The 13,807-nt window shown below is 56.0% G+C and carries 14 protein-coding genes; 6 read left to right on the top strand and 8 right to left on the bottom strand.

The window, feature by feature from the left end; genetic code table 11:
* Nucleotides 1-45 precede the first annotated feature (45 nt).
* The gene (locus tag P9L99_07700; protein ID MDP8223225.1) at nt 46-561 is read left to right on the top strand and encodes a hypothetical protein; all 516 of its coding nucleotides are present in this window, start codon (nt 46-48) and stop codon (nt 559-561) included.
* 151 nt (nt 562-712) lie between these two features.
* Here the strand turns inward: P9L99_07700 and bamE are convergent, their stop codons facing one another.
* Together bamE and P9L99_07690 are read right to left on the bottom strand one after the other, a co-directional pair.
* Entirely contained in the window at nt 713-1,450 is a 738-nt protein-coding gene (gene bamE / locus P9L99_07695; protein MDP8223224.1) for an outer membrane protein assembly factor BamE, read from the bottom strand.
* Between the two features lie 507 nt (nt 1,451-1,957).
* Entirely contained in the window at nt 1,958-2,575 is a 618-nt protein-coding gene (locus P9L99_07690) for a DUF1566 domain-containing protein (protein ID MDP8223223.1), read from the bottom strand.
* 333 nt (nt 2,576-2,908) lie between these two features.
* Between P9L99_07690 and P9L99_07685 the strand changes: the two genes are divergently transcribed.
* The 3 genes from P9L99_07685 to P9L99_07675 all read left to right on the top strand — a co-directional run bounded on the left by P9L99_07685 (nt 2,909) and on the right by P9L99_07675 (nt 5,304).
* A complete protein-coding gene (locus P9L99_07685; GenBank protein MDP8223222.1) occupies nt 2,909-3,190 on the top strand; it encodes a hypothetical protein in 282 nt (93 codons plus the stop codon).
* Between the two features lie 130 nt (nt 3,191-3,320).
* Nucleotides 3,321-3,647 (top strand): hypothetical protein, encoded by a 327-nt coding sequence (locus P9L99_07680; protein ID MDP8223221.1) that lies wholly within the window; start codon nt 3,321-3,323, stop codon nt 3,645-3,647.
* Nucleotides 3,648-3,915: 268 nt separating this feature from the next.
* A complete protein-coding gene (locus tag P9L99_07675; protein MDP8223220.1) occupies nt 3,916-5,304 on the top strand; it encodes a metallophosphoesterase family protein in 1,389 nt (462 codons plus the stop codon).
* Nucleotides 5,305-5,377: 73 nt separating this feature from the next.
* On the opposite strand, the gene nadA is transcribed toward P9L99_07675, so the two are convergent.
* Nucleotides 5,378-6,301, bottom strand: coding sequence for a quinolinate synthase NadA (gene nadA / locus P9L99_07670; protein ID MDP8223219.1), 924 nt, complete (start codon nt 6,299-6,301; stop codon nt 5,378-5,380).
* Nucleotides 6,302-6,404: 103 nt separating this feature from the next.
* On the bottom strand, nt 6,405-7,892 hold the full coding sequence (locus P9L99_07665) for a hypothetical protein (GenBank protein MDP8223218.1): 1,488 nt from the start codon (nt 7,890-7,892) through the stop codon (nt 6,405-6,407).
* 398 nt (nt 7,893-8,290) lie between these two features.
* Between P9L99_07665 and P9L99_07660 the strand changes: the two genes are divergently transcribed.
* Both P9L99_07660 and P9L99_07655 read left to right on the top strand, forming a co-directional pair.
* Nucleotides 8,291-8,665: a DUF4065 domain-containing protein gene (locus P9L99_07660; GenBank protein ID MDP8223217.1), complete on the top strand. Its 375-nt coding sequence runs from the start codon at nt 8,291-8,293 to the stop codon at nt 8,663-8,665.
* Nucleotides 8,666-8,680: 15 nt separating this feature from the next.
* On the top strand, nt 8,681-9,163 hold the full coding sequence (locus tag P9L99_07655) for a hypothetical protein (GenBank protein ID MDP8223216.1): 483 nt from the start codon (nt 8,681-8,683) through the stop codon (nt 9,161-9,163).
* Nucleotides 9,164-9,291: 128 nt separating this feature from the next.
* Here P9L99_07655 and P9L99_07650 read toward each other — a convergent pair whose 3' ends face one another.
* The 4 genes from P9L99_07650 to P9L99_07635 form a co-directional block, all read right to left on the bottom strand.
* Nucleotides 9,292-10,593: a hypothetical protein gene (locus P9L99_07650; GenBank protein MDP8223215.1), complete on the bottom strand. Its 1,302-nt coding sequence runs from the start codon at nt 10,591-10,593 to the stop codon at nt 9,292-9,294.
* A gap of 16 nt (nt 10,594-10,609) precedes the next feature.
* Nucleotides 10,610-11,950, bottom strand: coding sequence for a hypothetical protein (locus P9L99_07645; GenBank protein ID MDP8223214.1), 1,341 nt, complete (start codon nt 11,948-11,950; stop codon nt 10,610-10,612).
* A 13-nt stretch (nt 11,951-11,963) separates the two neighbouring features.
* Nucleotides 11,964-13,295 (bottom strand): hypothetical protein, encoded by a 1,332-nt coding sequence (locus tag P9L99_07640; GenBank protein MDP8223213.1) that lies wholly within the window; start codon nt 13,293-13,295, stop codon nt 11,964-11,966.
* 221 nt (nt 13,296-13,516) lie between these two features.
* On the bottom strand, nt 13,517-13,807 hold a 291-nt coding region (locus P9L99_07635), incomplete at its 5' end, for a hypothetical protein (GenBank protein ID MDP8223212.1).

The following is a 13,807-nucleotide window of genomic DNA, read 5'->3' as shown; positions in this document are numbered from 1 at the left end:
TATAATTCCCTTTTTTTTGGTGATTCGTAACAGTAGGATTTCAACATGACTACGCTTACTTTTTTGGGCCTGGTGGCCGTCGCGGTTTTTCTGATTCTGCTTCTCTTTCGCTTGTTCGGGCAAAGCGGCGCGGAGCCCGTCGCATCCAGCAGCTACCGTCACACGGCGCGCGACATCGCGTCGAAACATGCCGGCATGGCTGATTCGTCCTACCAGGAAGTACTCAACCTCGCCAACATCGTGCTCGAAGAGGGCGAATACGTATTGGTCGGCTGCGGGCAGCGCGGTGAAATCGAGTCGGTATTGATGGCGACCAACCACCGCGTATTTTTCTTTTCCCGGCGTTACGGCGCCAGCCAATACCACCAGGAGCTGTTCGATTACGCCAAAATGCACCCGCTATCGCTGGGTCAGGCGGTGATCGGCGAGAGAATTCGGCTGCTGCAAGGCGACCGCATTGCCGAAATGACCAGCCCCGGCGCCGAAAGCTGGCTCGACTCGGCCGAAGACACCATCAAGGTCGTCAACGACCGCATCCGCCGCGCGCGAATGGATCAGTAACCGACCTCACGACGTCCGCCTTGATGTGAATTAAAAACTGCCGGAATTTCTATTTATTGTCCCCGGAAAAGGGGAGTAGGCCTTGTGGGATGACGTCACTAATTAAGGTTGGTGTCCCTTAAATTACCCATTACTGAAATTGCGGATGCCCCTACTCTTGTGTAGTAACTTCCCAAGTAACTTCATACTCATAACCTCCGAAAGTGCGACGACCAGTTTCCGCGCAACTGATATTTACGGTAGTGATTTTATCTTTCTTCGTAGAAACAATAATGATAAAATTCTTTCGATCTGGATTCCACATTCGACCAGGGTAAGCATAACCTTCCAGGTCCAATTCATGCGATCCGGGCGGCAGCACAAAGGTCGGTTCCTTTCCCTTTTTGGGTTTGATAACGGCAAGACGCCACGGCGTAAAGGTGGATTTGTCATCACACAATATGTTTTTCGGCGCGACGGTCATCTGTAAACCGCTGATATTGGATGTTATCTTAACATAACTCTTGTCCGTGCTGAACGGGACTAAATCGACTTTCGAATAACCGTCCAACGCATTTAAGGCCATCCCGCCCTCCACCACGTCATTATCATTGAAATAAACCTGTGCATAGGAAAACGTATACGTATATGAATGGCTATGAGAAGAAAATATATATATCCACATATCCCAGTTGTGGCTAATACAAGTCGTCTTCCAGTTGGGCTCTCCAAGAATCGAAATTACGTCTGTCTTGTTTGATATTCCAGAATGAATATTGGTTAGTGAGCGGCTGAAAATTGTCTTCAGTTCGTTTTTGGAATAAAATTTATTGCATGCTGTCAATGCGATGGTAATAAATACTATTATATATATCAGATGGGTTGTTGGCTTCTTTTTGTTTGTTTTCATCTTTGCATTCCAAATACCACACGATAATTTTGGCTTACCAGGCAATGCGTCCTAGAAAAGCCACCGTTAATCCTGGATTCCCCTTATCGACCTGTAAGCAGACATTCCCCATATCAAACGGGGAAAGCGGCTGACCTGACGCCGGGCTCCGGAAAAGCCGTTTTCGAACTCGCGAGTATGCGAAGATCTTGGTGCAATAGGCATTTATACTTCTTCTCTCGCCTGGGAGTCAACCGTAATGTAAGGTAGTTTAAGGGTGGTTTAAGAGACACCATACTTAAATATTGCGGCTTTCGCGGGTCTTTCGGGCCACGCTTTTTCGTCAGCAGATCGCGTCCGAGGAGCCGGCCGATTTCCGAGATGAACGTATCGTCGCCGGCCGGGCGGCCGAGGCGCCTCGCCGATCGAGCGTCGCAGGGCGTCGGCGTTGGGCGGCACGACGTTAATAATTAAGTATGGTGTCCCTTAATTTAATGGTGTTTCTTAAATTTATTCACGGCCTAGTGACTAACGCGCACACCACGCGGGGTTTTCGACGTCGGTGTAGTCGCTGCCGACGTAGCCACTGTAAAAATTGACGGCCCACGCGAGGGTGCCGTCGTCCGTGACCGCCGAGGACGACCAATGCCAACCAATATTGCCGGACATTTCATTCGGCCAGTAAGCCCCATCCAATCCGGGACCCTGCCCCTCCGCACAGCCCGCGCACGGATCATTCCAGCAACCAGAATCCGTGCAACCGTCCGTCACGGCGCATACGCCGCCCGTTACCGTTGCGTCGCAGCCGCGGATCAGGGACCGAAGTTCACTGATCGTGGGCAATCGCCAATCGTCGTGGCCGCCAAGACTCAAGTTCTCGCAGTAGGATATGGCTTCTTCCCAGGTCATCCAATCGCTCGACGGGGTTACCGACCACGTCAGGCCCGAAGAAGAATCCGTCCACGTATCGCCAGACACGTCGTCATCCCCCGAAGTGTCATCATCGCCGGTATCATCGTCAGTTGCGTCATCATCGACAGCGTCGTCATCATCGTCATCATCATCGCCGCTTGAGCAGGCAACGATAACTACGCAGGCGGTGAACATAATAAGAGCAAGAAAAAACACGGTTTTTGAATAGGACATTGTGGCCTCCTCGGGAACCATGTGAAGCAACATATAATCCCCGGTCGAAAAGTGCAGCACGTCGCGGTTGAAAAGAGCAACATCTGGGTCAAAGTAAAAGCTCCCTCTCTCGTTCTGTCAATCTTCCTTTTCAAGGAGTGTTTATGATTTTTCCTCAGAGCCCCCCCTAGGGCCCCGAGTATTTATTATGATATGGCTTTCAATCTAAGGGACACCATACTTAATTATTGTGGCTTTCGCGGGCCTTTCGGGCCACGTTTTTTCTCCAGCAGATCGCGTCCGACGAGACGCCCGATTTCCGAGAGGAACGTATCGTCGCCGGCCGGGCGGCCGATGCGCCTCGCCGATCGAGCGGCGCAGGCCGTCGGCGCTGGGCGGCACGACGTTGAGGTGCACGTCGTCGGGCATCAGGCAATAGGCCCACACCTTGACGCGGCACTTTTTGAGCTAGTGGGCCATCAGATAGAGGTAGGCGCGGTATTCGTCACCGAAAAAGGTTTGCCGGCGGCGATTGCCACGCTGCGTGACGTGGTGCGGGATGTCCGGAACAACAACGCAGGCGATTCGAGGCATAAATCTACGGTGCACCAAAACGCGCGCGACGTCAATAATTAAGGATGGTGTCTCTTAAAATACCTAAATTAGATGATGTCCCTTAAATTAGGTGTCCCTATAATTAAAAAAGTGCCACGACTTCTCAGAATGTGTATTGTACGAACTATCCAACCAAAGATAGGAAGACACAATGTCCAAGAAAGCAATCGCGGTTATATTTGTGCTCATTCTCGCGGCAGTTTGTATCTATTCTTTAAACAAAAATGATCCCATCGATCCATACGGGTTCAAGTTCCCCCTTGGAACGAAGAACGTGGATGAAGTAAAGAACATGGGAGATGCAGTAAAAATGCTGAAAAAAGAAGAGCAGGAATTGATAGCAAAATTCCTGTCCAGGAAAAAGAGCCTTTCGGAGTTCGAAAAGGTGGGAATCGACCCTACGTGCTCAATTTCTGAGGCCATTGCGGACCAGATAAAGGTCGATCGCAGGGGCGGGCTTCTCGATCTAGGTTTGTAGTAGGAAGGGACGCCATGTATTTTAAGTAATTTAAGGGACACCATTGTAATTTAAGAAACACCATACTTAATTATTACGGCTTACGCGGTTCTTTCGGGCCGCGTTTTTTTCAGCAAATCGCGTCCGAGGAGGCGGCCGATTTCCGAGATGAACGCAGGATCTCCGGGGACAGTTTGTCGAAGCTTGATGCTGAAGAGAATATTGAAAAAGCGCTTTCGACGACAGCGTTCGGAAGTGCTACGCTTATGAATACAGGCAGGAGGCGAGCATGAAGAATTTTGTATTGGCGCTGATTGCGACGGTCGTTTTCCCGACACTGGTTTTGGCGGGCGGGTTCATGACGTCACCCTTTGTGACCAACGCGACGCCCACGTCGGTGGATATCTGTTTTCACTCAGACGAGCTGGCGACGGCTGCCGTTTTGTACGGTGCGACGGACGATTACGGCCTCGAGGTCGCGGTGAACGGCGAGTTATACGAAGCGCTTTGGGGTGAGTATCCGTTGTTCCAGGACCCGGTTTACGAGCTTGTCGACCGGTACGCGTACTGCGCGCGGATCGACGGGTTGGAGCCGGATACGCTGTATCATTATTCCGTTCTTTTGGGCACAGATGAGTCGCCGGACAGCGTGTTCGCCACGGCGCCGCCGGTCGGATCGCCTTTCGTGTTCGCCGTATACGGAGACAGCCGTTCCGACCCCCTGTATCCATTAGGCACGCCCAATATTTTCCATGAAAACGTCGTTCGCCAGATGGCGCGGCACCCCTTCGATTTCATATTGAACATCGGCGACATCGTCCATGACGGCTACGATGTTCACTTGTGGGAAATCGCGATGGAGGAAGTGGCGCCGATCTCTTCCGAAGTCGCCTACTATCCGATTTTCGGAAACCATGAGGATCGCAATGAGGAAGGGGTACGCGGCGAGAATGTTTTCTCGATGCTCTTTTCGAATCCCGGCGAGGCCTCCGGATCCAATAACGAGCTTTACTATTCCTTCGACCACGGCAACGCCCATTTCACGGTGCTGGACACCAACACGGACATCGATCCGGAGTCGGTGCAGGGGCAATGGCTGCGCGCGGATTTGGAAACGGCCACCGCCGATGAGAACATCCACTGGAAGTTTCTCCTTTTCCATCATCCGCCCTATTCCGCGTCTTTGGTCGGCATCGGTGACGAACGGTCGCGGGTGACCAAGCAATACATTCCGCCGATCGCGGAAGAATTCGCGGTGGACATCGTGTTCGCCGGGCATCAGCACAGCTACGAGCGGAGTTTCAAAAAGGGCGTGTACTACATCGTCTCGGGGAACGCGGGCGCGCTGCCCTCGTTTTTTGAGGCGCCGGTATTGAACCCGTACGGCCAGTTTTTTGAAGGCAATCCGGATTTTCGGCACTTCGGCTTTTGTGTGCTTGACGTGACCGCCGACTATCTTTCGCTGCGCTCGATCATCGCCGACGGCACGGTGATCGATACGCTCGAAATCGATAAAACGCCCGCCGATGACGACGATGACGATGATGACGACAACAATGACAACGACGACGATAACAACGATGACAACGACGATGATGATGATGACGACGACGACACGGGCCACGGCTCCACGGGCGATGATGACGATGACAACAACGACGGGGCGTGCGGCTGCTAGAGAACCGGAACCCCAACCTATCCAATCAGCACGGCAATAAAAATCCTACAGCGCGAATCCAGGGCCGCTTCGCTTAGGCGCGGGGGATGGCCAGCATGCGGTCAAGCGAGCGCTGGGCGCGGGCGCGGATATCTTCGGGCACGGTGATGCGGTGCGCGTCGATCGCGAGCATGGCGCTGTGCACGTCTTCCATGGTGGTGAGTTTCATGGTGCCGCAAATCTGCACAGTCGGCTCGACGGGGATCAATTCCACGTTCGGGTTGGCGCGGGCCAGCGGGTGCAGCATGCCGATTTCGGTGCCGATCAGGGCGCGGGTCGCGTCGGTGGTTTTGATCCACTCGAGCATGCCGGAGGTGGAGACGACGATGTCGGCCAGGGCGGTGACTTCCGGGCGGCATTCGGGGTGCACGAGCACGACCGCGTCGGGGTATTTCGCCTTGGCGGCGCGTACGTGTTCGGCCCGCACATGGTGATGCACGTGGCAGTACCCGTCCCACCACTCGACGTGTTTTTGCGTGTGGGCGGCGACGAACTGCGCGAGGTTTTGGTCGGGCACGAAAAAGATGTTGTCGGTTTCGACGAACTCGGCCACACGCGGCGCGTTGGCGCTGGTGCAGCAAATGTCGCTTTCAGCCTTCACGGCGGCGGTGGAGTTGACGTAGGTGACCACGGTGTAGGAGTCGTCGAGTTCTTTTTTCTTGGCGATGAGCTGCGCGGCGTCGATCATGTCGGCCATGGGGCAGCCGGCGGCGTGGTTGGGCAGCAAGACGGTTTTTTGCGGCGAGAGGATGGCGGCCGACTCGGCCATGAAGTGCACGCCGCAAAACAGGATCAATTCGGCGTCGGTTTTCGAGGCCTCGAGCGACAGGCCCAGCGAGTCGCCGGTGAGGTCGGCGGCGTCTTGAATTTCGGCGCGCTGGTAGTTGTGGGCCAGCCAAATGCCGTTGTGCTTATCGAGCAGTTCGCGGATTTCGGTAACCATCGCGTGCAGGTCCATGGCGTCTCCAAACGGTGAATGAACTGGTGCGACGGTAGCGAGAAGCGCGGTGGGGGTCAAGGAAGGGGCGCCGCGCGGGACGCCCCCGTTTGGTTAAGCGGTGTCAGTAGGTGATCAAATCCCAGCCCATCAGCGGCTCGCCGCCGGGTGTCAGATCGGTCCAGGAGTCCCCGTAGAAATTGAGAACGCTGGTTTGGTTGAGCGTAGCGACGCCCGCCCACAACTCGCCGTCGGAATCGACCATGATGTCTTCTTCCATGAACATCATGCCCCACCGCGTGTCGCCGTCGGGCAAAAACGAGAGGTCGGCCACCAACCAGGCGCCCTCGTCGAGCGTCAGGAAGAAGGGCGCACGCACATCCTCGGAGACGAATTGCTCGCCCCACACGAACACGCGGCCGTCGTCCATGCCCAGCACACCGCTGAAGCGTACGCGGGCGTCGCTGAGCGGCAGTTCTTCCTCAACCCACGCGCCGGAACGGTTACTCGCCAAGAAGGTGTCGTAGCTGTCGTCCAGGTCGACCGTGGCGACGGCGAACGCGAGGTTGCCGGGCGTGCAGTACACCTCGGCGAATTCCCATTCGTCGGCGGCGTATTCGAAGCTTTCCTGTGCCCACGTGCCGTCTTTTTTCAGGATGAGTCCGGATTCGGTTTCGTCCTCTTCGCCCACGGCGAACATGGTGCCGTCAGGGCAGAAAGCGATGTCGTTGATCCGCCAATGTTCGCCGACTTCCGGCAGATTTTCTTTCCCCCATCCTTTGCCGTCTTGGGTGAGCAGGAAGGTTTCGTCGTTTTCCGCGTCGCAGCCGCGCACCCAGACTTGCCCCTCGGGCGACACGCTGATTTGCGGGTTAAAGCTGTAATTGAACCACCAGTCGTCGCTGATCGTCGGCAGCGTCTCGATCTGCCAACCGCTTTCGCCGCGCTTCAGGATGAAGTCCTCACCGCTTTCATCGTCGGACGTGTCCTGACCAAGCACGAAGGCGTCGCCGTTATTGTCGAAAACCGGCCCCTCGAAGAGGTAGTAATCGAAAGTGATCGCCGGCAGCGATTCAGGCGACCAGCCGTCCGCGTCATGCGCGATAATATCGCGGCAATCTTCGTCGCCGCCTGATTCCACGCCGGCAATCGCCAAGCCCAGGCCGTCGTGAAACGCCACCGGTCCGACATAGATGAAATCGCCGTCGATGGTTTCCTTGCGCCAGGTATCGCCGTCGAAATGAACAATCGCCTTGGGCTCGATGTATTCGCCGACCGACTCCCACGCGTTGGCGTAATCCGGATGCGAGTCAGCGAACATGAGGCCGATCGCCCCGCCCGCGTCAACGTTTTCCGCGTGCCAGTCGCCATCACGGAACGCCGTCACGAAGAAATCGCCCGCGCTGTCATAGGCGCTAAGCCGCACTTGCGGTGTCGCACCCGAAGTATCGTCGTCATCATCGTCACCGGCGGTGTCGTTGTCGTCGTCGTCGTCGCCCGCGATATCGTCGTTGTCGTCGTCGTCGTCGTCGTCGTCACAACCGCAGACCGCAACCAAGGTCAACACCGAAATCAACAAAATAAGAGTGGCGAGGATTCGCGTACATTTCATCATGGTTTCCTTTCATGCAAAAAAAAGGGTCCACCTGATTCGAAGCGGTGAAAAATCGAGATGATCGGCCGAGAATACATGACAACTGCGCATGTCGCAAGAAAACCGACCACGGGCGTCGGTTTGTCGCTGTTTCCACCATGTTGCCGTTGTTATCTTCTTCTCTCAGTGAGACAAAAGTGGCGTAAACATTGATAAATAAACGTAAAAATGAAGATTGACAATTATTGTTCTTGACTAACAGGGCGTATGTGATAAACTCCATTTTGGAAGAGTGTAAGACGGGGACCGGGACCAATAAGACAAATGCCGGTTCAAGGCAACATAATTAGTGGTGTGAAAAAATGCGGGCAACAGTATTCGATGTAGCTAGATACATTCTGGGAAAACGTGGTTCGATGACGGCCTGGAAACTTCAGAAGCTCGTCTATTATTGCCAGGCTTGGTCATTGGTGTGGGATGAGCGCCCGCTTTTTAGTGAGAAAATCCTTGCGTGGGCCAACGGTCCAGTGGTTCGCGAACTTTTTCACAAGCACCGCGGGCAATTCGTGGTCAGCAATATACAGGGAGACCTGAGACGACTTGACAACAACGCACGTGAAACGATTGATGCCGTTCTGAAACATTATGGGAAAAAATCGGCACAGTACTTGGCCGAGCTGACTCACCTTGAAAAACCATGGAGGGAAACAAGGGGGAACTTGGCGCCCGGCGAGCGGGGCGACTCCGAAATAACACTGGTAGCAATGGCAGATTATTATTCCAGCCTTTAGGGCTAGTCTTAGCCGATGGCCCGCAAGAAACACAACGCTCAAAAAAAACCGAAACAACGCGTAAAGCCACTGGAAAAGAAAACCCCGCAGCAATCCCATAACCCCGACGATTTCCGCGAAAAACCGTTTTGTTGGCGCGTCAATAAAAGCTACATAGACTTGGACGGGCCATACGGTTGGAAAAATGTTTCAACGGACGCACTTCTCTTTGAAGTCATAAAATGCCTACAGGACCATGAGGCTCGCCAATGGAAGGAAGTTCTCAACGATCACGACAGTAAGGGTCACAAGAAGAACCACGATATGCCGGTAGACAAGTTGGTTACGCTGGCGCAAAAACGGCTGCAAGAAATTAATAAGGAGGAAGAGGACTCTTTATTTTCTCTGCGCGTTTCTGGAAAACAGAGACTTTGGGGAATTAGGAAGAGCAGTACATTATATCTTCTTTGGTGGGACCCCGATCACAAGGTCTATAGTGTCAAAAGAAGGCATACTTGACTACAATCGCAATCAGGCTGCTAGACCCTCTTCTCCAACAGCACAACCACTTCTTCCAAATCCCAAACTTGATCGGTCACTCCAGCTTCCATGCCGGGTGTGACGCGCCGACGTCGCGGCGGCGCGTCTCAGAAGCGAACCGCCTTGTACATCGATTGGCTGCGGGCCGGGGCCTCGGGGCCGGTCGCGTGGATGGTGTCGATTCGGCGCAGCTCCATGGGGCTGATGATCGGCTGCGCCTGGGTGTCGGTGTATTCCATCACCAAGGCCGACGTGCTGCTTTCGTATACGAGATAAGCGCGGCCGTCACGCAGCACAATGCCGTCGAAGATGCGTGGGCGCGGGTCGTCGATTTCCATCTCGCGGCACGCCCATTGCCCGGCGCGGTACTCCAGGAAATGAGATTGTGCCGACGGGGCGTTATACAGATTGTTGTAGAAATCGAAGGCCACCATGTGGCTGCTCGAGCCGCGCAGTTGGTCGAAGAAGAAATCCGTCGGGCAGCCTTCGGGCAGCGGCAAGACTTCCCATTGCTCGCCGTCCCAGTGCGCGATGCGCGAGTGATCGGCCTCGTAGACGGAGACGAAAAGGTCGTCGCCTTCGCCAAAGACGATGTTCGAGATGATTTCGTCGACAAAGCCCGGCGGATTGTCGTACTCGCGCCACTGCACGCCGTCGAAATACAACCAGTAGCCCGTCCGGGCCAGGACCAAGCGGCCGTCGTCGGCCGATTCCATGGCGGTGGTACGGGTGTTTAGATAAAAATCCTGTCTCACGATCGGCTCGTTATCCTCGTACTCGAACAGGCTTTCCGTGCGCTCCCAACTAAAGCCGATTGTGCCCGAAGTGAGGTGATAGGTTTCGGCCAGGACCCACAAATCGCCGGCGCTTAGGCCGTAGAACGTGGCTTGGTGATTCTCGCCGGTCGTTGGGGGCTCGTCGTTCAAGAACCAGCCGGTGTCCGGTGTCCACTCCATCCACGTGTAGCCCTTGGACATCCACTCGCCCCACCAGGGTTGTTGGACTTCGACGGACACCGCGTTCCAGACGCCGATGACGTGGTCGCCGTTGATCATGAGTGTGGGGCCCGGGTACCACGAGAGTGCGGGTTCATCATAGGGATCGGGCATGGTTTCACGGGTCCAGCCGGCGGCGGTTTGCTGATACACGTCCCTGTTGTCGATCAGCATCAACCCGGCCGGGGCCGTGTCGTTGTCATCATTGTCGTCATCGTCGTCGGTCGTGTCGTTGTCATCGTCGTCGTTATCGTCGTTATCGTCGTTATCGTCATCATCGTCGTCATCGGCGGCGACATCGTTATCATCATCGCCGTCGACGTCGTCGTCGTCATCATCGTCGAGGCAGCCGACCGACACCGCGACCACCGCCAGCAACATGAGAAGCATCAGGCAACGCAGTTTCCATTTCATGTCGAAACCCTTCTTCTTAATACGCGCCGTTGCCGACCTGTTGCCGGGCCGGCGCCGAAGCTCCTAAGGTAACCAACCGCCGGATCGTGGAGACGCCTTCCGGCAACGGAATTTCGACCAGGTCGCCGGGCAGCACTTCGTAAAGCCGCTGACCGGCCTCGTAGGAGCCGGCCGCCACAAAAGCCCGCCCGTCGGCGAAGGTTGCTGCGGCCGTGACATTGATGCTGTCGCCCTGCGAGGGCACGGTTCGGCATGTCCACTGTCCGTCGACGCGCTCGGCGAATTGATCGTGCACGTGGTAGGGGTCAAAAACGACAACGTGCGCTCCGACGCCGTCGAGGTAGTAGGGCCTGAATTCGCCGTAGCTCGTCTCGCATCCGGCGGCAGGCAGGTCGAGTTTCGTCCAGGTGTCGCCCTCGATTTCGACGATCCACCGCGCGCTGGTGTTGTATTCGGCAAACACGGCGACCGCCTCTTGCGGGGCGAGCACGCGCAGATCGGTCACGTAGCCCCAATTGAATCCGGCGGGCATGACGGCTTCGCTCCACTCCGCGCCGTCGAAGGCCCAGACGCCGTTGGCTCCCGGCAAGTAATTGTGCGTCACGGCCAGGCCAAACCCTTCGCCGGACATATCCAGCCCCTTGACCAGCCTGTTCCCGAACGAGACGGCCGTTTGCGGCGAGTTGCCGTCGTAGGAAAAGAGGGCGTCGTTATGCCGATAAATATGTTCCTCGGGAAAGCCGTAGCTGTTGTATTCAAAATCCCACCCTGATTCAGCCCACAACGCGCCCGTTTGATCCATGCCCAAGTGATGCGCGATGTGACGTGGGGCGGTCATGGCGAACTCGTTCGCCAAGCGCCAACCGCTGCCGCGCGTGAAGCGCAGCCAATGGTGGCGCACGGTCCAGGAAGCGTCGGAGCGGAAGAAAGAGATCCAGACGTCCACGTTGATCGCAGCGTACATTTCCCGGCCGTCGACGGCGAGCATCGGGCCGACGTAGCTTCTCTGGAGATCGGCCGTGAGGACATCGGGTATCGGGCTGCGAACCCAGCCGCCGGCGCCGCCGTGCCAACTGGCGCTGCCGCTGTCGTCGGTGGCGACAAAGAGCAGTTCGTCGGTTGTATCGTTGTCATTGTCGTTATCATCATCGTCGTCGTCGTTATCGTCGTCATCATTATCGTCATCGTCGTTGTTGTCGTCGTCGTTGTCGTCATCGTCGTTGTCGTCATCGTCGTCATCGGCGGCGGTGTCGTTGTTGTCGTCGTTGTCGTCGTCATCATCATCGAGGCAAGCGCAAAACATGGTAAGAAAACCGAGACATAAAAACAAAACAATGCACAAACGCCAGCGTTTCATATCCATCGCTCCTTTAATAACCCCACTGAGAATCGGGGTGCTCATAATTACGCGGCAGAGCGTGTTCGCCAAAAACGTGCAGCGCGTGGACGTCGGTAAGCCCGGGCGGTAGCGGCTCTTTGACCAATCCGTCCGCCTCCACGCGTAACATGATGTACCGGTTGGCATAGGTGTAGCCGCGAAACACCAGAAACGCCGTGCCGTCGTCCAATACCTGCGCCGTGAGGATTTCCTGCCGATTGTCGCCGATGTCGTAGGTGCGGCACGACCACTCGCCGTCGCGGTATTCGGCGAAACGGCGCTCCATGGCGTCGGACTTGGTGTACGCGATCAAGTGCTCGGCGCGGCCGGTGATGCGGGTCCAGTTCACCGGTGCGGACTCCAGGCAAGCAGCCGGCATTTCCACACGGGTCCACTGATCTCCGTCCCATCGTTTGACCGGGTGGCCGGTCAGCACGTTGTCGAACAAGGCGTACCCGTGGTCGCGGTCAAAAAACAGCAAATCCTCGATCAGGCCGACACCGACGTTTGGCGGCATCACGCGGGAGGTCCACTGCCCGCCGTCGAACTCCAAGAAATGGACGAGGCCCGCCGTGCTGATAGCGCAGCCGACGCCGAAATCAGCCTCGGGCATCACGGCGGCGACGACCCTTTTGGACCCCCAGTCTCCGGCCAATTCAAACTCGGACCCAACGGCGTGGAAAAAGCCTTCCTGGTGCTCGTAACGTTCGCCGTGGGGAAATCCGCGGCTGAAATAGCTGTAGGAATGATACGCGTCCAACCAAAGCGGGCCGGTCGCGGGCAAGGCCAGCCAGCCGACATTGGCGCCGCCGGCCACGGGCTCGTGCGCCTCGTCGAAGCGCCAGCCGTTGTCGGGATCGAAGTGCAGCCACCGATGACGATCGGTCTCCTGCCAGGCGAAACTTGGGCCGTTGACGTAGGACCGGACATTCCAGACCGAGGTGAGGTACTCGCCATCCACCACCAGGCTGGGGCCCGGCGACGCGTGTTGTACGGGGCCGAGCAGCGGCTGGGGCATCGGCATTTCTTCCCAGCTATCCTCGCCGCTTAACCACGACGTGATTTCGTCTTGCGATTCGCCGATCAGCAGCAAGCGGGTTGGCGCGGGCGTGGTGTCGTCATCGTCGTTGTTGTCATCGTCGTCGTCGTCATCGAGGCTCCCGGGCAAATCGTCGTCATTCTCATGGTCGTCGTTGTCGTCGTCGCTCACGGCGGGATAGGGTTCGTCGTCGTCATCGCCCGAAGAGTCGCAGGCGAGCATTCCCGCCGAAAGCATCAGCACGGCCAGGAAGCACACAAACAAGATTCGTCGCCTGATGTTCATTGTTCAACTCCGACAGACACGACTTCTGTTGTGCATGGCTGGGAACTCTTGGTGACATTTCAGTATATGCAAAATACGCGCCACGCGCTCGCGGGTTTTAGAGGCCAAAATCGCGGGATCTCACCCGTATTCGTTCCACAAAGCGGCTCTCGGCATCGGTTTTCTGACGGCGGATTTCAGAAATCTCAGGGATCGGGGACGTTTTTTCGCTCTCGGCTCGACTACGCCGATCCGCAGCCGCCCTCTGAATCATCATCGTTGTTGTCATCGTTGTCGTCATTATCGTCGTCATCATCGTCATCATCGTCATCATCGTCGTCATCATCGTCATCATCATCGTCATCATCATCATTGTCGTCATCGTCATTGTCGTCGTCATCATCGTCGTCGTCGTTATCGTCATCGTCGTCGTCATCGTCGTCATCATCATCATTGTCGTCATCGTCATTGTCGTCGTCATCATCGTCGTCGTCGTCGTCGTCATCATCGTCGTCATCATCGTCGTCGTCATC

Origin of the sequence: Candidatus Lernaella stagnicola, from assembly GCA_030765525.1 — a bacterium.
Classification (GTDB): Bacteria; Lernaellota; Lernaellaia; order Lernaellales; family Lernaellaceae; genus Lernaella; species Lernaella stagnicola.
This window is presented reverse-complemented; position numbering and strand designations above follow the sequence as displayed.

What these genes read in the sequence shown, in the direction of transcription:
- nadA (MDP8223219.1), bottom strand. Translation starts at nt 6,301, where the DNA reads ATGGACCTGCACGCGATGGTTACCGAAATCCGCGAACTGCTCGATAAG.
- P9L99_07700 (MDP8223225.1), top strand. Translation starts at nt 46, where the DNA reads ATGACTACGCTTACTTTTTTGGGCCTGGTGGCCGTCGCGGTTTTTCTG.
- P9L99_07650 (MDP8223215.1), bottom strand. Translation starts at nt 10,593, where the DNA reads ATGAAATGGAAACTGCGTTGCCTGATGCTTCTCATGTTGCTGGCGGTG.
- bamE (MDP8223224.1), bottom strand. Translation starts at nt 1,450, where the DNA reads ATGAAAACAAACAAAAAGAAGCCAACAACCCATCTGATATATATAATA.
- P9L99_07640 (MDP8223213.1), bottom strand. Translation starts at nt 13,295, where the DNA reads ATGAACATCAGGCGACGAATCTTGTTTGTGTGCTTCCTGGCCGTGCTG.
- P9L99_07690 (MDP8223223.1), bottom strand. Translation starts at nt 2,575, where the DNA reads ATGTCCTATTCAAAAACCGTGTTTTTTCTTGCTCTTATTATGTTCACC.
- P9L99_07675 (MDP8223220.1), top strand. Translation starts at nt 3,916, where the DNA reads ATGAAGAATTTTGTATTGGCGCTGATTGCGACGGTCGTTTTCCCGACA.
- P9L99_07680 (MDP8223221.1), top strand. Translation starts at nt 3,321, where the DNA reads ATGTCCAAGAAAGCAATCGCGGTTATATTTGTGCTCATTCTCGCGGCA.
- P9L99_07665 (MDP8223218.1), bottom strand. Translation starts at nt 7,892, where the DNA reads ATGAAATGTACGCGAATCCTCGCCACTCTTATTTTGTTGATTTCGGTG.
- P9L99_07660 (MDP8223217.1), top strand. Translation starts at nt 8,291, where the DNA reads ATGACGGCCTGGAAACTTCAGAAGCTCGTCTATTATTGCCAGGCTTGG.
- P9L99_07685 (MDP8223222.1), top strand. Translation starts at nt 2,909, where the DNA reads ATGCGCCTCGCCGATCGAGCGGCGCAGGCCGTCGGCGCTGGGCGGCAC.
- P9L99_07645 (MDP8223214.1), bottom strand. Translation starts at nt 11,950, where the DNA reads ATGAAACGCTGGCGTTTGTGCATTGTTTTGTTTTTATGTCTCGGTTTT.
- P9L99_07655 (MDP8223216.1), top strand. Translation starts at nt 8,681, where the DNA reads ATGGCCCGCAAGAAACACAACGCTCAAAAAAAACCGAAACAACGCGTA.